At 48.1% G+C, this 17,901-nt stretch carries 13 protein-coding genes; 9 read left to right on the top strand and 4 right to left on the bottom strand.

Going from position 1 to position 17,901, the window contains the following annotated elements; genetic code table 11:
• Positions 1 to 29: 29 nt before the first annotated feature.
• Positions 30 to 2,651, bottom strand: coding sequence for an alpha-glucan family phosphorylase (glgP, locus tag DESGI_RS18945; RefSeq protein WP_006523825.1), 2,622 nt, complete (start codon positions 2,649 to 2,651; stop codon positions 30 to 32).
• Positions 2,652 to 2,903: 252 nt separating this feature from the next.
• Here glgP and DESGI_RS18950 point away from each other — a divergent pair, with 252 nt between their 5' ends.
• Together DESGI_RS18950 and DESGI_RS18955 are read left to right on the top strand one after the other, a co-directional pair.
• Positions 2,904 to 3,401, top strand: a complete 498-nt coding sequence (locus tag DESGI_RS18950) for a DUF4912 domain-containing protein (RefSeq protein ID WP_006523824.1) — start codon at positions 2,904 to 2,906, stop codon at positions 3,399 to 3,401.
• 14 nt (positions 3,402 to 3,415) lie between these two features.
• The gene (locus tag DESGI_RS18955; protein ID WP_006523823.1) at positions 3,416 to 6,193 is read left to right on the top strand and encodes a 1,4-alpha-glucan branching protein domain-containing protein; all 2,778 of its coding nucleotides are present in this window, start codon (positions 3,416 to 3,418) and stop codon (positions 6,191 to 6,193) included.
• Positions 6,194 to 6,442: 249 nt separating this feature from the next.
• Here DESGI_RS18955 and spoVT read toward each other — a convergent pair whose 3' ends face one another.
• Complete coding sequence (gene spoVT / locus DESGI_RS18960) at positions 6,443 to 6,976, bottom strand: stage V sporulation protein T (RefSeq protein WP_006523821.1); 534 nt, start codon at positions 6,974 to 6,976, stop codon at positions 6,443 to 6,445.
• Between the two features lie 708 nt (positions 6,977 to 7,684).
• Between spoVT and DESGI_RS18965 the strand changes: the two genes are divergently transcribed.
• The 4 genes from DESGI_RS18965 to DESGI_RS23340 all read left to right on the top strand — a co-directional run bounded on the left by DESGI_RS18965 (position 7,685) and on the right by DESGI_RS23340 (position 11,968).
• Positions 7,685 to 8,317 (top strand): succinate dehydrogenase/fumarate reductase transmembrane subunit, encoded by a 633-nt coding sequence (locus DESGI_RS18965; RefSeq protein WP_006523820.1) that lies wholly within the window; start codon positions 7,685 to 7,687, stop codon positions 8,315 to 8,317.
• Complete coding sequence (locus tag DESGI_RS18970) at positions 8,314 to 10,137, top strand: fumarate reductase flavoprotein subunit (RefSeq protein WP_006523819.1); 1,824 nt, start codon at positions 8,314 to 8,316, stop codon at positions 10,135 to 10,137. Before DESGI_RS18965 ends, DESGI_RS18970 begins: the two co-directional genes overlap by 4 nt.
• Positions 10,137 to 10,898: a fumarate reductase iron-sulfur subunit gene (locus DESGI_RS18975; RefSeq protein WP_006523818.1), complete on the top strand. Its 762-nt coding sequence runs from the start codon at positions 10,137 to 10,139 to the stop codon at positions 10,896 to 10,898. Before DESGI_RS18970 ends, DESGI_RS18975 begins: the two co-directional genes overlap by 1 nt.
• A 335-nt stretch (positions 10,899 to 11,233) precedes the next feature.
• Positions 11,234 to 11,968 carry a spore coat protein gene (locus tag DESGI_RS23340; protein WP_006523817.1) on the top strand — a complete coding sequence of 245 codons (735 nt, stop codon included), beginning with the start codon at positions 11,234 to 11,236 and terminating at the stop codon, positions 11,966 to 11,968.
• 102 nt (positions 11,969 to 12,070) lie between these two features.
• On the opposite strand, the gene DESGI_RS18990 is transcribed toward DESGI_RS23340, so the two are convergent.
• Positions 12,071 to 12,763, bottom strand: coding sequence for a Crp/Fnr family transcriptional regulator (locus DESGI_RS18990; RefSeq protein WP_006523816.1), 693 nt, complete (start codon positions 12,761 to 12,763; stop codon positions 12,071 to 12,073).
• A 420-nt stretch (positions 12,764 to 13,183) separates the two neighbouring features.
• Here DESGI_RS18990 and DESGI_RS18995 point away from each other — a divergent pair, with 420 nt between their 5' ends.
• The 3 genes from DESGI_RS18995 (at position 13,184) to DESGI_RS19005 (ending at position 15,085) form a co-directional block, all read left to right on the top strand.
• Positions 13,184 to 13,552 carry an ArsR/SmtB family transcription factor gene (locus DESGI_RS18995; RefSeq protein WP_006523815.1) on the top strand — a complete coding sequence of 123 codons (369 nt, stop codon included), beginning with the start codon at positions 13,184 to 13,186 and terminating at the stop codon, positions 13,550 to 13,552.
• Between the two features lie 75 nt (positions 13,553 to 13,627).
• Positions 13,628 to 14,800, top strand: a complete 1,173-nt coding sequence (locus tag DESGI_RS19000; protein WP_006523814.1) for a permease — start codon at positions 13,628 to 13,630, stop codon at positions 14,798 to 14,800.
• 45 nt (positions 14,801 to 14,845) lie between these two features.
• Positions 14,846 to 15,085, top strand: a complete 240-nt coding sequence (locus tag DESGI_RS19005; protein WP_006523813.1) for a thioredoxin family protein — start codon at positions 14,846 to 14,848, stop codon at positions 15,083 to 15,085.
• A gap of 355 nt (positions 15,086 to 15,440) precedes the next feature.
• On the opposite strand, the gene DESGI_RS19010 is transcribed toward DESGI_RS19005, so the two are convergent.
• A complete protein-coding gene (locus DESGI_RS19010) occupies positions 15,441 to 17,495 on the bottom strand; it encodes a molybdopterin-containing oxidoreductase family protein (protein ID WP_006523812.1) in 2,055 nt (684 codons plus the stop codon).
• Positions 17,496 to 17,901: the final 406 nt, after the last annotated feature.

The raw sequence follows: 17,901 nt of genomic DNA on the forward strand, positions 1-17,901 counted from the left end.
AGTACCTCTGTCAGTAGTAAAATAACTATTCATAAAGATAATGCCCAGCACACCAGCGGTAACTCAAAATGGTGGGCGAAGTTGGGGCTGTACGGGCGAACGCGTACCGTGTAGCCAAAGGTGCCCTGGGGCAGGCTGACATCTCCCGAGTAAATAACCTGACCCGCACTGCCAGCCGTGCCTTCCTCATGCAAAGGCAACGTATTAATAGATTGTAATCCCCTTCTGGTTACCTCTCCGTACACAATTTCCACACACACGTTATCCCGGGGTACCGGGCCCAATTCCACCGTGGCCCTTACCCTCAATTTTTCCTCAGGATGCATGCTTTCAGCACAGCTGGCTTCCACACCTATTATTCTAATGTGGTTCCAGTGTTCACGCAAAAAATATTTTAGCTGACACAGCTCACTGCATACCTGATATCCATCGGCACTGAATATTTGATTTCTTTGATCAGCCTGTAAGTAATAATTCCGGGCATACTCCAGCACCATTCGCCGGGTACTGAAATGGGGGGCGATAGTTTTAACAGACTCTTTCATCCAACTTACCCACTTTCCAGGCATCCCATCTGTCTGATCGTAATAAGCCGGAACAATGACCTTCTCCAGCAATGAGTACAGCGAATAAAAATCATGTTGATCCCGGGCGTCATCGTCGGGGAAATCCCAGTCCTCGCCCACGGCAAATCCGTTATTACCATTATAAGCTTCAGGCCACCACCCGTCCAGCACACTGCAGTTCAGCACACCATTGACAGCAGCCTTCATACCGCTGGTACCACTGGCCTCCATGGGGCGACGAGGGGTATTCAGCCAAACATCCACACCCTGCAGTAAATAGCGTGAAATATTTATATCGTAATTTTCCAAAAAAACTATTTTGCCCCGGAATCGATCCTCGGCAGCCATATCATAAATAAATTCAATTAAATCCTGTCCAGGCTGGTCGGCGGGGTGCGCTTTGCCGGCAAAAATAAATTGTACCGGGCGTTCACTGTTATTGACCAGTGAGGCTAGTCTGTATTTATCCCTAAACAACAGACCGGCCCGTTTATAAGTGGCAAACCGGCGGGCAAAACCAATGGTCAACACCCCTGGGCGAAGATAGTTTTCAACTTCCTTTACCCTTTCAAGTGTCTCATGGTTGCGCACCCGCTGTTGGGCCACGTGCCGGCGGGCGAAATGCACCATCTTCTCCTTTAATTCCATATGGACTTCCCAAAGTTCATGATCGGGTATATCATCCACCCGATGCCAATCGGGGGCAACGGAGGAGGCACAATCTTTCCACTCCTCACCCAGGTGCTTGTTAAACAGTTTGCGCATCTCCGGAGCCAACCAGGTCAGGGTATGCACACCGTTGGTCACGTGCCCGATGGGCACCTCCTCCAGGGGAATATTGGGGTAAAGGTAATGAAACATGGAGCGGGACACGGCACCGTGCAATTTACTGACCCCGTTGCAAAAACCACAATGATTCAAAGCCAACAGTGTCATATTAAACCCGCCGCGTGCATCATCGTAAGCCAGCTGCAAAAACTGCTCCCGGGTAAGACCCAGTCGCTGGTACAGATAACTGAAGTAGCGGTCAATCATTTCAGGGCTGAAAACATCATGTCCGGCAGGCACCGGGGTATGGGTGGTGAACAAGCTATCGGCCCGCAGCGCCTCCAGGGCCACCCCCACCGGCAAACCCTTATCTTCCACAAACTCCCGCAGCCGTTCCACCTGCAAAAAGGCGGCATGCCCCTCGTTGATATGCCACACTGTGGGTGCCAGCCCCAAGGCCCTGAGCGCCTTTACCCCGCCCATGCCAAGCAAAATTTCCTGGCCGATGCGCGTCTCCTGGTCGCCACCGTACAATTGCCCGGTGAGCTCACGGTCTTCGTGGCTGTTGACGGGCAGATCGGCATCCAGGAAAAGGATATTAATCCTGCCCACCTTAATCTGCCATATCCGGGCCTGCACCTGCCGTCCCGGCAATTCCACCGTTACCACCAACTCCCGGCCGCTGCTGTCCAAAGCAAGGGTAATAGGCAGTTTGCTGAAATTTTGATAATGGTAATGTGCCTCCTGGCGCCCTTCCCGATTAATTAACTGGGTAAAATAACCATGTTTATAAAGCAGGCCCACCCCCACAAAGGGCAGCCCCAGGTCACTGGCCGCCTTGCAGTGATCCCCGGCCAGCAAACCCAGGCCACCGGAATAAGTAGGGTATGATTCATGCAGCCCAAATTCGGCGGAAAAATAAGCGACCAGGGAATTTCCTCCAGCAATATTCAGCCTGTCACCTCCGGAATTGTCAGGCGTTTCTGAAACCTGGTGCCCGGTGGCACCGGCCCGTTCAATATATTTATCATACCAGGTCTTTTTTTGCATATATATATCGAATGAGTCTACAGCTTGCCGGTATTGATTTAAAAATTGTTCACTGGCTGCCGCCCTTTGTAAATCGGCCTCGTTCACCCGCAATAAAAAATGCACCGGGTTATGGTAGACCTCCTCCCATAAATCTTGATTAATAGCCTTGAATAGATCAACGACACAATTATTCCAGCTGAAATATAAATTATAGGCCAACTCCCTCAGGCGTCTAATCTCCCCGGGCAACCTGGGGGTAACCGTAACGGTGCGAAAAGGAAACATTGTATATACCTCCACTCACTTAAATAGGATTTGTTATACCCTAAATATTATAATATGTGACCGGACTGCCATTATTATCATTTTGCCAGCAACCACAATTTTTATTTTTTACTTAATCTTAACATATTTTTGTACAGATTTATTATAAACTCTGTTATACTTGAAGTAAATTTTACCAGATAGTGATCTCTGTACAGCGCCAGGGCACCAAATATTTATAAACTATTTATTTAGATAGAAGGTGATTTTAATATGATAAATTGCATTGACCGTATGGAACTGCCCCAGTGGTACGACGAAAATAAAATGGTTCTACTGGTGGTTAACCCCCATACCGCCTATCTTTACTGGGAACTGGCCTTCAGCCAGAATAGAGCTGTACAAGAGCACCAACCGGTAGTGCGTTTATTTGAACTTCCCCCGGGGCAGCAGGATGAGCAGCCCAGATTGGTAAAAAGCATAGTCCTACCTGCCTTTACCAATAATTGGTATTTTAATGATCTACAACCTGGCTGCCACTACCAGGCAGAAATGGGCTGGGAGCAAAATGGCATTTTTTATTGCATGATCAAATCAAATAATATTATTGCACCGCCCGCTGCGCCTATGTCTACACCGGTTCAAGCCCAATGGCGGCCTGTGGAACAACGGAATGAAGTTACTAAGGCTCCGACCAACCGTCCCCCTGGAACAGTACAAGAACTAATACAGCAAATGTCCTTTTACATGGGCATTAACGAAGCCTCTTGAGCGGGGGGAACATAATGAACACAGGTTACCTGGCCCTGGTACTGCACGGGCATCTCCCTTATGTATACCACCCGGAAATGCCCGAAAGGCTGGAAGAAAGATGGCTGTTTGAAGCACTGACGGAATGCTATCTACCACTGCTAAATGTTTTTGAGTCACTGCAAAAGGATGGGGTGCCTTACCGTCTCACTATTTCCCTTTCCCCAACCTTAATTACAATGCTAGATAACCAAATGTTACAGGAGCGCTACCTGAAACACCTGCAAAAATCCATCGTACTGGCCGAGATGGAACGGGAACGGCTGCAGGGTGACCCACAGTATATACACTTGGCCGGTTTTTATTTGGAAACGCTTACTGAAATAAAAAAACAGTTTGAGCGGTATAACTGCAACTTGCTTAAGCCATTTAAACTACTACAGCAACAAGGTCATCTGGAAATATTGACCACATGCGCCACCCATGGCTTTTTGCCATTGATGATCAACCGGTCCAGCTGGCGGGCTCAAATTCAAACCGCCCTGGATCTTTATACCAGCCATTTCGACCACTCACCGGCAGGCATTTGGCTCCCCGAGTGCGCATATGCACCGGGCGTAGACGAAGCACTTAGCGATTACGGGATTAGTTACTTTTTCGTGGACACCCACGGCATAACCCACAGTCAACCGGCACCGCTTTATGGCACCTACGCGCCGGTCTGCACCGCTGCCGGGGTAGCAGCCTTTGGCCGGGATCCCGCATCCTCCCGGCAGGTATGGGACCGGCACAGCGGCTACCCCGGAGATCCATTATACAGGGAGTTTTACCGGGATATCGGCTTCGACCTGCCACTGGATTATATCGGACCTTTTCTGCCCGGCGGTAATATTCGAGTGGATACCGGTTTTAAGTACCACCGTATCACGGGCAGCGGTCCGCACAAGGAACCATACCTGCCCGCCTTGGCCAGGGAACAGGCGGCCCGGCATGCGGAAAATTTTTTACAACAGCGCTGTCAACAGGTGGAAAAGGCGGCCTGCATCATAAATCGCCGCCCGCTGGTAGTGGCTCCATATGACGCCGAGCTGTTCGGGCACTGGTGGTTTGAAGGCCCGGTCTGGATTAATTTTCTCTGCCGGGAAATCGCCAGCAGCGATGCACTGAGCATGATTACTCCCGTTGAATACCTGCAGGAGTATCCGGATAACCAGGCTGTGGAACTGCCCATGTGCAGCTGGGGCGAGGGCGGCTATAATCAATATTGGCTCAACACCTCCACTGACTGGATGTATAAACACCTGCACCAGGCCGAGGATAAAATGTCCGAACTGGCCGATAACAACCCCGACGCGCATGATTTGACAGCCAGGTGCTTGAACCAGGCGGCCCGGGAACTGCTGCTGGCACAAAGCAGCGACTGGCCATTCATTATTCATTCGAACACGGCGGTGGAATACGCAGAGCAACGGTTTAAAAACCATATTGGACGTTTCAACATACTGGCGCGGATGCTGGAGACAGGTAACATCAGTCGGGATATACTGGAGGATATCGAAACAAGGTCCATTTTTTTGCCCGATATTAATTATTACGTATTCTGCAGCCTCGGTACGGTTAAACGGCCGGCTGCCGCAAGCGCGAGCTACCGAATTTTAATATTATCTTGGGAATACCCACCAAAAACGGTAGGCGGGCTGGCCAGACACGTCCATGATTTATCTTGCGCCCTGGCCGCCCTGGGGGACGAGGTGCACATTATCACCTGCCCGGTGGCGGGCAAAGGAATATACAGCCTGGAACGGGGCGTGCACGTACACCGCATTCACCCTGATTTACTTACCGCTGAGTACTTTATTGATTGGGTTGGCCAGTTAAATAAGGGAATGACAGAGATGTCCGGGAAACTGGCCGAGGTTTTTGGACCTTTCGACCTGGTGCACGCCCATGACTGGCTGGTAGGCGAAGCAGGCGGGCAAATTTGCGACCAAATGAACCTGCCCCTGGTTGCCACCATCCATGCCACCGAATACGGGCGCAACCAGGGACTGCATAATGATTTACAAAGACATATCCACAGCCTGGAACATGAGCTCACCAGACGGGCCACTTTAGTAATCGGCTGCAGCCGTTATATGGGCCAGGAGATAACCCGTTTATTCAACCAGCCAGCTGATAAAATTATTGTGATCCCCAACGGGGTGGAGCCCGAAAGCATATTACCGGAACGGGAAAAACCATTATCCATTGATGACAGAGAAAAAAGCATTGTTTTCCTTGGCCGGCTGGTGCCGGAAAAGGGTGTGCAAGTACTAATCGAAGCACTGCCGTTGATTTTGCAAAAGGCCGGCCCGGCCCGGCTGTTTATTGCCGGTAAGGGACCCTACCAACCGGAGCTGGTGGAGCTGGCCAAAGGGCTGGGCATAGCCGGCCGGGTGAACTTTGTAGGCTTTGTCAACGACCAGCAGCGCAATGAACTGCTGGGCCAATCCGATGTGGCTGTTTTCCCCAGCCTGTACGAACCCTTCGGTATCGTGGCGCTGGAGGCGATGGCCGCAGGTATACCTGTGGTGGTATCCGATACCGGGGGACTGCGGGATATTTTCGAGCACGGAGTTGACGGCTACTGCTCACCACCCGGCGATGCCGCCATGCTTGCCCATTACATTGCCGAGCTGCTCAATAACCCTGAACTGGCCCTACACTTTGCCAGGCGAGCCAGACGCAATGTAGCGGTTAAGTTTAATTGGCATCAAATTGCATCCGACACCCTGGATGTTTACGCAAGAGCCATCAGCATACACACAAAATAAGAGAACCCTTTCCCGGAAAGAGGAAGGGGTTCTCACCTTCAAGCTCGTAATGGCCATATTACAACCAGTAGAGTATTTATTGAACCTCACGTAACCTGGCAACACTCCTAGCGCGGCCATTACGAACCTGCAATATTATAGTGCCCATTTTACAAAATATTAATGTTATTTTTGAATAGCAGCAGTGTTTAAAATTTGTTGTATTTGAATAGTTTATTTTAACGCAAAAAAAAACGCCCCGTAAGGCGTTTATTCTTCCATTTGTTTGGCTAAAAACGAGGCCGCTGTTTCTGAGAGTTTTTTCTCCAGGTCACCCATGCGATCATCCCCACTACTGGTAATGATCACGGCCCCAATGGCATCCCCATTGGCAATAATAGGCGAAATGACACTATTTTTAAACATTGTCCGCTCATCCGCAGCCAAGCTGTGCTCCTCTTCGACAATCTGGGTCTGCCGGTTATTGATGAACTCTTCAAGCATTCCGCTGATGGGTTTTTTCATTAATTCTTTTTTAAAGCCCCCGGAGACAGCTATTATTTCATCACGGTCGGCAATACATACCACATGCCCCAGAGCTTCATGCAATGAATCAGCGTACTCTTTAGCAAATTCACCCAGTTCATTAATGGGGGAGTATTTCTTTAATATTACCTCCCCCTCACGATCTACGTATATCTCTAGTGGCTCGCCTTCACGGATTCGCATGGTACGTCTAATTTCCTTGGGGATAACAACGCGGCCAAGGTCATCTATCCTTCTCACAATACCAGTAGCTTTCATCCATGGTACCTCCTTTAATAATTCTTTAATCTTGCTTTAGTAATAACCTAATTATGGCCAAACCATTACAGGAAACCATTGCATAAAACGCCGTGGCAAATGTCCAAGTTGCGTAAAAATTCAGGCAAAGCCCTGTTATTAAAGGTTTTACCAGCTTATCAAGCATTCAAAGGTTAATTTTTCGCTAAATAACATTTTATGACAATACTCTCATAAAGGGGCAAACATAAGTACCTGGCACCTCAGCTTACTTTTCAACACTCACTTATAACTGAAATAACTAATTGAGCCAGTGAATTGTTTTAATATTTAAACGTTTTTTTAAAATCAATTTTTAAATATTAAAAATTAGAAACTGTTTATCTTAATAAAGCCAGTAATACCATAGCATGTACTCGGGCACAGAAGTTGCATTATTAAACACCAACCATCAGCAGTAGCACTAATACCGGTCGTTTCTCAATACAAACAGCAAAAATCACCGGTGCTTTGGAAATAAATGGCAATAAAATAATTTAACATAATTTATTAAAGGAACTTGAGCAACCAATGTCTAATTTTTAAATGCTAACGGATTTAAAATTTTTAGATAAATAAATTAATAAGTTATTAAAATATATTATCCCAAGGAGGCGATAGTTATAGAAAATACCCACTCTCAAAGCCGGGCCGGCGGCTACAACCCCAACTAGAAAGGAGAAGAAGCTGTTGCTACAAAGAACCCTATCCAAAAGCAACAAAACAGATCTGTACCTGGATCTGCTTGAATTAGCCAGCGGGTTTATTCTGGTGGGATTTTTGTGGACTCATATGCTGTTCGTGGCCACCATAATAATCTCTCCGGAAACGTTTAACATGTTATCCGAATTTTTAGATACCTATTACCTGTCGTATATCGGCATCCCGTTTATTGTAGTAGTTGCACTGATGCACTTTGTTATCGCGGGACGCCGCATACCCACCCGGATGCAAGAACAGCGCATTGTCTGGCAGCACGCTAAAATGCTGCGCCACACCGATACCTGGACCTGGGTGTTCCAGGCCATCACAGGTATGGCTATTTTAGTGCTGGCCAGTATCCACGTATGGCTAGTAGTCACAGGATGGCCTATCCGCGACTTTACCAGCGCCCAGCGAATGGAATCATTTTGGTGGTTTTATCTGGTATTGCTTATTGTAGGTGAGTATCACGCCGGATTCGGTATTTACCGTCAATTCGTTAAATGGGGCTGGTTCCCGCGCAAACCTATCGGTTATATTTCTAAAGCTATTACCGCCGTAATACTTGTCCTGGGCCTGGCGGCAATGGTAGTCTTTATCCAGTTAGGAGGTACCCTATGAGCATATACCAAACACATATAACTGATGTACTAATCGTAGGTGCAGGCCTGGCCGGTGAAAGAATTGCCGTAGAATCGGCTTCCCAAGGACATGATGTAACACTATTAAGCCTGGTACCGCCGCGCCGTTCTCACAGTACCGCGGCCCAGGGCGGCATGCAGGCGTCTTTGGGCAACTGCGCCATGGGTGAAGGCGACAACTCCGATGTGCACTTTGCTGATACTGTAAAAGGCTCAGACTGGGGATGTGACCAGGAAGTAGCCAGAATGTTCGTAGAAACCGCACCACTGGCAGTGCGGGAAATGGCCATCTGGGGCGTACCCTGGAACCGCGTGGTTGCGGGACAGAGAAAACTCCCCGACGGCCGGGTGATCGAAGAGAAAAAGGAAAAGGAAGGACTGATCACAGCCCGGGACTTCGGCGGCACAGCCAAATGGCGTACCTGCTATACCGCCGACGGCACGGGTCATACCCTGCAATACACTATGGATAGCATGGTGGTTAAAATGGGTATCACAGTGCATGACCGCACCGAGGCCATTTCCCTCATTCACGATGGAGAACGGTGCGTTGGCGTTGTGGCCCGCTGCCTGCGTACCGGCGACCTGAGAGTATATATAGCTAAAACAACAGTCATCTGCACCGGTGGCTACGGCCGCCTGTATAGCGCCTCCACCAACGCAGTAATTAACGAGGGCAACGGCATGTTCGTGGCCTTGAACACAGGCATCGTTCCCCTGGGGAACATGGAGGCCGTGCAATTCCACCCCACGGGCATGGTGCCGGTGTGGATTCTCATCACTGAGGGCGCCCGGGGTGACGGTGGCTACCTGTTGGATAAAAATTTATACCGGTTTATGCCTGATTACGAGCCCAAGAAAAAAGAACTGGCCTCCCGGGACGTGGTGTCCCGCCGCATGACACAGCACATGCGAGCCGGTCATGGCGTAGATAGCCCCTACGGGCCGCACCTGTGGCTGGACATCCGGCATCTGGGCGCCCAGCATATTAATACCAACCTGCGGGAAATCGCCAACATCGCCCGCAACTTTGCCGGGGTTGACCCGGTGAAAGATTTAATCCCCGTGCGCCCAACCCAGCACTATAGCATGGGCGGCGTGCGCACCAACAAAGACGGCGCTGCTTACGGCCTGAAGAACCTGTTTGCCGCAGGCGAAGCAGCCTGCTGGGACTTGCACGGCTTCAACCGCCTGGGTGGTAATTCCCTGGCCGAGACCATCACCGCCGGCCAGATTATCGGTAAAAAGGTGGCCGAGTTCACCAAGGACGCTACCTTATCATACAGTTATAAACTTGTGGACGATGCCGTCAAAGAGCAGGAAAACCGCATCAAGGCCCTGGTGCATGGCTGGAACGGTAAAGAAAGCGTATATGAAGTCCGCAATGAAATGGAAAAGAACTTGATGGATTATGTAGGAATTTTCCGCAATGGTAAAGACTTACAAACCGCAGTGAATAACCTGCAGGAAGTTTACCACCGTTCGCTTAAGATTGGCTTAAAATCCAACGGCGAAGGTCCCAACCCGGAACTTGCCCAGGCGCTGCGCATGACCGGCATGGTGCGACTGGCACTGTGCATAGCCTACGGCGCGCTGATGCGCACCGAAAGCCGCGGCAGCCACGCCCGGGAGGATTATCCCAAGCGGGACGACACCAATTGGCTCAAGCGCACCCTGGCTTACTGGCCTGAAGGCGCGGACCTGCCTGAATTGAAATATGAGCCCGTCAAGATTACCGAACTGCCGCCTGGAGACCGCGGTTACGGCGAATCCTCGGCTCAATCCAAAGGAGGCAAATAATGGCTGATCGTGAGTTAACCTTTGAAATATTTCGCTATAATCCTGCCAAACCCGAAATAAAGCCGCAAATGCAGACATATAAACTCAAAGAAACCACGGGCATGACCATATTTGTGGCTCTGAATATGATTCGTGAAGAACAGGACCCGTCACTTATGTTTGACTTCGTGTGCCGAGCCGCCATTTGCGGCTCCTGCGCCATGATTATCAACGGGCGTCCCAAGTTGGCTTGCAAAACACTGACCAGGTCACTGCCCAAGAAAATTAAATTGTTCCCATTGCCCGTCTTTAAATTAATTGGCGATTTATCCGTGGACACCGGTACCTGGTTCAGGAACCTGTCCCTGAAGACTGAATCATGGGTGCATACCAGTAAAACATTTGACCCCACGAAACAGGAAGAGCGCATGGACAATAAAACCGCCCTGGAGATCTACGAAGCGGAGCGCTGCATTGAGTGCGGCTGCTGCATTGCAGGCTGCGCCACCGCCAACATCAGGGATGAGTTTCTAGGCGCGGCCGGTATTAACCGGGTTGCCCGGTTCATGGTGGACCCCCGGGACGAGCGCACCCCGGAGCAGTATTTTGAAGTAGTAGGCTGCGAGGAAGGAGCCTTCGGCTGCATGGGTCTAATGGCATGCGACGACAACTGCCCTATGGAGCTACCCCTGCAAATGCAGCTGGCCTTTGTCCGGCGCAAAATGGCCTCCATCGGCCTAGGCGTCAAGCAGGAGAGCAAAGTCAAAATGGGTGTCGGCTAACCACCACACTGCACAACAAAGCCTGGCCTCCAAAAGGGGTCAGGCTTAAACTTTATTAAACTAACTGCATAATCTTAATAATCAAATATAACTGTTTAACTTAAAACTTACGCACTTTCTATTACTGCATTGCCCATATAGCACCGGGTTAATAATAACCAAATTATTTATCCTATCAACGATACCAAGACAAAACTTATTCTATCGATGACGCAAATGAAAGTCATAAGCCATATTTAATAATTTCATTCAATATTCCTTCCTTGTATAATTTCCGGCAAATACCTGAATAATAAACAAGATAACATTAACAATTATGCAAAGGGAGGAATTCCATGAAAACAGGAACCCGCCAGGCAATGGTAATCAGCGAAGTATTACGGAGTAACGCCAGCATGATTGATCACTACAACCTATACATGAATAGCTGTCAGGACCAGCAGCTGCGCTCCATACTGGATCGTCAGCAAAGGCACACCCTGGACAGTTTTCAAAGACTTACCCAAATGATGCAAAGTCACGGACTGGACATAAGCAATATCCCAATGCCTACAACCATGTCCATGACCGGCACAGGCGCAATGGCCACCGCCACGACAACTTCCGCCCCCGCGCCATACGGCACCCAGTGGACTGCACCACAGTACAGCACCGGGCAAACCGGTACCGTACCCTATACCATGCAGCACTCTATAGGCAGCCAGGGAATTAGCATGTCAACGCCCACCCGTACGGAAGCCCCGCTGGGCGTGCCAATGGGTATGCAAACAGGCATGCAAACCGGCGCTCAGGCTGCCTCAAACACCGGTTTTAATGACCACGCAATCGCCGAGGGGGCACTGCAATTCCACAAATGCGGCGCAGATATCAATACCCGGGCCGCTCTGGAAAGTTCCGAGCCCCATATCCGTACTGCATTGACCAACATGGCCCGCAATTGCATTGAAATGTCCTACGAGATCTATACCTATATGTCCCAGCGGGGCTGGTATCAATTACCCAACACCCCGCAAAACTTTATCTCCCACTCACCAACGCAGCAGCAGCAACAGCAGTACACCCATCAGTAACACGACTGGTAACAATAGTGAGAGATATACCAACAAAACAGCCGCCCACAGATAGGTGTGGACCGGCTGTTTTGTATTAATTATGCTCTTCTTGATTATTGACTAAGCCAGCCACTTAGCAAGTTTATCCGGGTTTATAATGCTTATCGTTTTACCTTCATATACAATGCTGTTTTCATTTCTAAAGGTATTTAAAAACGAAGTCACTGTTTGCCGGGAAGTGCCCACCATACTGGCCAGTTCTTCGTGGGTTAACTGTAAATTAATTTTAATGCCATTATTGGTCTGCTCACCCATACGCTCGCCCATTTTAATTAGCATATGAGCCAGCCTGCCAGGCGCCTGCCAGCACACCATCTCATGAATGATGGCTTCAGCCTCCCTCATCCTGACGGCCAACAATTCAGCTACCTTTATTGATAAAAAAGGATATTTGGCCAATAACTCCTCAAACCTTGTTTTGGTTAGCGCCACCATGGTCACATTATTAATCGCCCCGGCAAAGCATATACGCTCTACGCCCATTAAAGTTTCCGCCAACCCCATAAGTTCACCCGGACTACGCATACTACCTACGGTCACTCGCTTGCCGTCAGCTGAGATTCTATATATTTTTACCCACCCGCTCTCCAGCAGATATACCCTATCCGCAATATCCCCGGCCGAAAATATTACATGATCCTTGGGATAATGCACCAATGATCCAGCCTCTCTAATTAACATTTTCTCGATATCGGTTAAAACTGGATCCACCTTGATATCAATGTCGTTAAAATCCGTTATATTTATATGCATAGCTATTACGACACCTCATGCTAGATGATTAATTTTGCTTATGTTCATAATAAAAATATCAGATAATTCTTAATCATAATGTCGTTTTAATGACAAATAGATAGTCATTCAGATGACAAATTTATTGTCTTTTATGCGACACACACACTGGTTTTCCACGTTAACATATTTAGCAATTTTCTGGTTTACCAAACAAAGTAGTTTTTTCTATAGCCGAACGAGTCCTGGCCCCAAAGGGGTCGGCTACTATTCCAGCATTTCATGGCAGGCTAAATTAGCAATTATAACATGCAAGTGGCATAAAATAGCACTGTAAAAATAAATGGTTTAACCAATTAAAAGTTGACAAATTAAGCTGGCAAAGTTAACATATAAACATATTTAAATATTTAATTATGTTTATCGAAAGGAGCAAGTACAATGGAAGAAATAACGGGTAATATTATAAAAATATGTAAAGCGCTGGCTGATAGCACCCGATTAAAGATACTTAACCTGCTATCCAGACAGGAAATGGCGGTTTGCGAGCTTATTGAGGCACTGGATTTATCCCAACCCGCCGTATCTCACCATTTGAAGTTGTTGAAGCAGGCCTGTCTAATAACAGACAGCCGGGAAGGCAAGTGGGTTTTATATAACATTGACAGGGATAATTACAACCAGGCTATGCAAACAGTGCAAAGCTTTTTGCAAAACGTGCAGGATAACCTGGAACGGGGTGTGCCGCTATCCCCTATCCGCACCCAGCCATGCTTATGCGAAGTGCTGAAATCCAAAGCTAAGACTTAAAAGTGAACTACCCCATGCGATCCTTATAAGTTAAATAACCATTAGCTAATTATATAATTGAGAGAAGTGGATAGTATGCAAGAACGAAATAAACTGCTCATTATAGTTGTAGTTTTTTTGGCCGCCTTTTACCTGCCGCTGCAAAACCCTAGGATGCAATCAGCTATACTGGAAGCATTTTTCATGCTGCAGGATTACGCCCAAAAGCACGTACTGGCCTGCTTGATACCTGCCTTTTTCATCGCGGGGGGCATATCGGTTTTTGTTTCCCAGGCGTCAGTGTTAAAATATTTTGGTGCAGGTGCCAATAAAGTACTGTCCTACGGAGTAGCCTCAGTATCAGGCAGTGTGCTGGCAGTATGCTCCTGTACTGTACTGCCGCTGTTCGCAGGTATTTATACCCGTGGAGCCGGCATCGGCCCCGCCACTGCTTTTCTATACGCCGGACCGGCCATCAATGTGCTGGCTATCATACTGACGGCCCGGGTATTGGGACCGGATCTGGGCATTGCCCGGGCAGTAGGGGCAATAGTTTTTTCCATCGTTATTGGATTGATTATGCACTTTATTTTTCTAAAAGAAGAACGAGCCAAAGAAGCGGCGGCATTGGAACTACCCGAGCCTGAACCAGGCGACAAATCACTGTGGCAATATGGCCTGTTTTTCTCCATTATGATTTTTATCCTTGTCTTTGCCGCCTGGGGTAAACCAGCCCAACCAGTAGGCTTTTTTAACGCGGTCTACGAGGTACACTGGTATATTACGGTGGCGCTGCTGGTGGCACTAGCGGTAATTATCAGGTTATGGTTCAATAAGGAAGAGCTGGTTACCTGGACGGACGCCACCTGGGGTTATGTAAAGCAAATTTTCCCTCTACTGCTGGGCGGCGTATTAATTGCAGGCTTTCTAATGGGCCGTCCCGGCCTGGACGCCGGTATTCTCCCCAACTCCTACGTCTCCACCTGGGTGGGCGGCAACTCACTAAGTGCCAATGTGCTAGCCTCAGTTTTGGGCGCATTTATGTACTTTGCTACGTTGACCGAGGTGCCTATTTTACAGGGCCTGCTGGGCAGCGGTATGGGCAGGGGTCCGGCTCTGGCCCTGATGCTGGCCGGACCGGCTCTGAGCCTGCCCAGCATGTTAACCATTAAAAGTATTATGGGCACCAAGAAAACGGCTATCTATATAACCCTGGTGGTAATTATGTCCACGCTATCCGGGTATATCTTTGGCATAATTGCAGGTTAAAGCTTTTATAGTCATTATATTGCCGAAGGGAGGTGTGACTAAAACATGGAAATTAAAGTATTGGGCCCCGGCTGCCCCAAATGCCACGCTCTAGAAAAAGCAGTGCAGGAAGTGCTCAGCGAGACCGGTATCAACGCCGAAGTAAAAAAGATCACCGATATCAAGCAGATCGCCAGCCATGGTATTATGCTCACTCCCGGGCTAATCATCAACGGTAAAATTAAATCATCCGGCAAGGCATTGAACAAAAATGAAGTTAAAAAATTTATAGAACAAGAGAAATAATTATATATCGCTGAATGTTGCTGGTGCATATAAATATAAGGACATCTTTTGCCTATTTAAACCTGAACAGCACCTCAATAGTGCCACCCGCAGTTCTGCAAATAGTTTGCCCCGGCTCCGGGTTTTATCCCGTGCCGGGGCTAAACTATTGATCAGCATTAATATATGTTGTACATAGTTTGACAGACAGACTTATATGCTCCACAGGGGTAGAATGGACAGGTGTATCCGCATATCCCCTAGAGTGTGGCTGGCAAACTCAGCCACATTACGCCAGCATAATTTTCTTTTGCGACTTGCATCCCCTCCAGGTATGGCTGACAACCCCGTTACTTATACCATAAGTGCTCTTGCATTAAGCCGGTGTCACACTGCAAAGTACCGTTTTAAAGTCGGGATAAGCTGTGATGGGGTCAAATACATCCATATCAACTAGCATATTCACGTTGGCGTTACCTCCCCAACCGTGTGGGACACTTACTACACCAGGCGCTAATTTATCGGTTGTGCGCATCCGCATTTTCATTTTTCCGCTTTTGGTCTCAATCTGGGCCATAACACCGTCCGCCAGGCCGTACTTACTTGCCGTAACCGGGTGGATCTCTGCCAGGGGTTCCGGATTATTATTACGTAATTCAAGCACTTGACGCTGCTGGGTATGGGTATATTCCTGAGCCCGTTCGCCGCTGATTAGAATTAGCGGGAACTTTTCATAAAGCTCAGGGGTATTGACAGGACTTTGTCCTGGCTCAAGATATACCGGAATAGGGTCATACCCGTGATCCTTTAATGTTTGCGAGTAAAGCTCCACTTTTCCACTGGGTGTCCCCAGTTTTTTCTTTTTATAAATATAATATTGTTTTTCACCATAATAAGCTCCCGCCGGGTTGGCGTTTAACTTATCTTTTAATTCGCCATCTTGCAAGAAGGCATTAGTGACCTCTTCATCGGTTTGCCACGGGAAATATTCGCCCATACCCATACGCCGTCCCAGTTCGCTCCAGATCTTCCAGTCGGGCCAACTGTCGCCCACCGGTTCGATCACCTTGTGATGGATCATGGCATACGGTTCGCCGAATACAACACCGTAAACGTAAGAGAGACCACCTTTTTCTAAGAAGGTACAAGCCGGCAGAACCACATCAGCTAATTCAGCGGTCTCGGTAAGGAACGGGTCAATGACCGCCAAAAAGTCCAAGTTGGAAAGGGCTTCTTTAAACTGATGTGCGGCGGGGAAAGAAACGACCGGGTTGGCAGCCGTAATGATACTTGCCCTTATGGGATAAGGCTTCCCTTCAAGTATTGCCTGTGGAAGTAAAGTAGCTATCCCAAATGGCGCCTTGCGGCCCCACAGTGAACTGAAAATGGGATACTCTTCCGCTCCGATAGGTGCTTCCTGATCCTTCAGGCTCAAGTTGGCCAGAGGAATCCTGGGGCCTTCAACCCAACCACCGGGAACGGCAAAATTACCCGTAACCGCTTGCAGGATCGATAAAAGACGGGAATTTTGCAAACCATTACGGTGTTGGTCGAGACTGTTAATCCCCTGAATAATGCAGCTGGGACCGGCCTGGGCATAAATCCTGGCTGCACCCTTAATATCAGCTGCATTTATCCAAGTAATTTCCTGCGCCCATTCGGGAGTATATTGTTGAACGTGCTCCACCAATTCTGGGAAGCCCACAGTATAATTGTCGACAAACTCTTTATCGTAAAGCCCCTCGTTAATAATCACATTCAACATCGCCAACCCCAGTGCCGCATCAGTGCCCGGACGGATAGTTAAATGGTGGGCCTTCTCCGACAGCGGTATACGTTTAGGATTGATAACAATTAATTCAAAATTATTATCATTTAACTTTTCCCTAATTTGCTCTGCCAGCATTCCCTTGGAGCCATCGGGATTATGTCCCCACAGGATAATGCACCGGGCATCCCCCGGGTCGTCCAACGGATAACGGCCAAAAGTGAGCTGGCGAGCCAAAATGCGGGTCCGGTAACAAATATTTTCCACCGACAGTAGATTTGGCGTACCGTAAGCGCCCTTGAAACGCCGGGCAAATGTAGCCACTTCAATGTTTTCCACGCCCACGGAACCGCAAAAAACGGCCAGCGACCGGGCACCATACTTTTTCTTAACATCATTTAACTTTTCCGCGCAATAGTCTAACGCTGTGTCCCAACTTACCTTTTGAAAGCGACCTTTTTCCCGCAGTAACGGGGTCGTTAAACGGTCAGCCGAATATACATAGCTGGGCAAAGCTTCCCCACGGGGACAGATATAACCCTTGGTTACCGGGTGCTCCGGTAGGCCTTCTACTTTCATTAAACGCCCATTTTCAATGTGTGCTTTAATCCCGCAGTCCCATACACATAACATGCAATCGCTAATCTTTGTTTCAATGAGCACGAGAAACACCTCCTATAATTTTTTGGCAATTTAAAAAATAACGCATTTCGTTAATACTTCCATCGACCCCGTTTCTCTTAGACCGGGATGGATTGCACGTAATGGCACCGACCCCGGTCTTGCTTATGGAGATCTCAAAAGCATAGCAAGCTGAATCACATCCCCCACCCTGTTATCTAAAGCACGTATGTCAGTTTTATAATCAAACCCTGGTAAGAGACTAAAGAAGCAAACATCATGCCACATGTTAACAAAGAAGTATTTTTATGATTAAAAAAAGACTGAAAATATTCAATAATCCTAAAAATATTCGAGGTTTGTTATTTATACTATATTAGTATTGAAGGGTTAATAAAATCAGATTGTTTTCGAAGTGTCTGAATAACATACATCGTACATTATCCGT

Source organism: Desulfoscipio gibsoniae DSM 7213, from assembly GCF_000233715.2.
GTDB lineage: Bacteria > Bacillota > Desulfotomaculia > Desulfotomaculales > Desulfallaceae > Sporotomaculum > Sporotomaculum gibsoniae.

Excerpts from the sequence above, each read along its gene's own strand:
- glgP (WP_006523825.1), bottom strand. The coding sequence starts at position 2,651 with ATGTTTCCTTTTCGCACCGTTACGGTTACCCCCAGGTTGCCCGGGGAG.
- DESGI_RS18950 (WP_006523824.1), top strand. The coding sequence starts at position 2,904 with ATGATAAATTGCATTGACCGTATGGAACTGCCCCAGTGGTACGACGAA.
- DESGI_RS18955 (WP_006523823.1), top strand. The coding sequence starts at position 3,416 with ATGAACACAGGTTACCTGGCCCTGGTACTGCACGGGCATCTCCCTTAT.
- spoVT (WP_006523821.1), bottom strand. The coding sequence starts at position 6,976 with ATGAAAGCTACTGGTATTGTGAGAAGGATAGATGACCTTGGCCGCGTT.
- DESGI_RS18970 (WP_006523819.1), top strand. The coding sequence starts at position 8,314 with ATGAGCATATACCAAACACATATAACTGATGTACTAATCGTAGGTGCA.
- DESGI_RS18975 (WP_006523818.1), top strand. The coding sequence starts at position 10,137 with ATGGCTGATCGTGAGTTAACCTTTGAAATATTTCGCTATAATCCTGCC.
- DESGI_RS23340 (WP_006523817.1), top strand. The coding sequence starts at position 11,234 with ATGAAAACAGGAACCCGCCAGGCAATGGTAATCAGCGAAGTATTACGG.
- DESGI_RS18990 (WP_006523816.1), bottom strand. The coding sequence starts at position 12,763 with ATGCATATAAATATAACGGATTTTAACGACATTGATATCAAGGTGGAT.
- DESGI_RS18995 (WP_006523815.1), top strand. The coding sequence starts at position 13,184 with ATGGAAGAAATAACGGGTAATATTATAAAAATATGTAAAGCGCTGGCT.
- DESGI_RS19000 (WP_006523814.1), top strand. The coding sequence starts at position 13,628 with ATGCAAGAACGAAATAAACTGCTCATTATAGTTGTAGTTTTTTTGGCC.
- DESGI_RS19005 (WP_006523813.1), top strand. The coding sequence starts at position 14,846 with ATGGAAATTAAAGTATTGGGCCCCGGCTGCCCCAAATGCCACGCTCTA.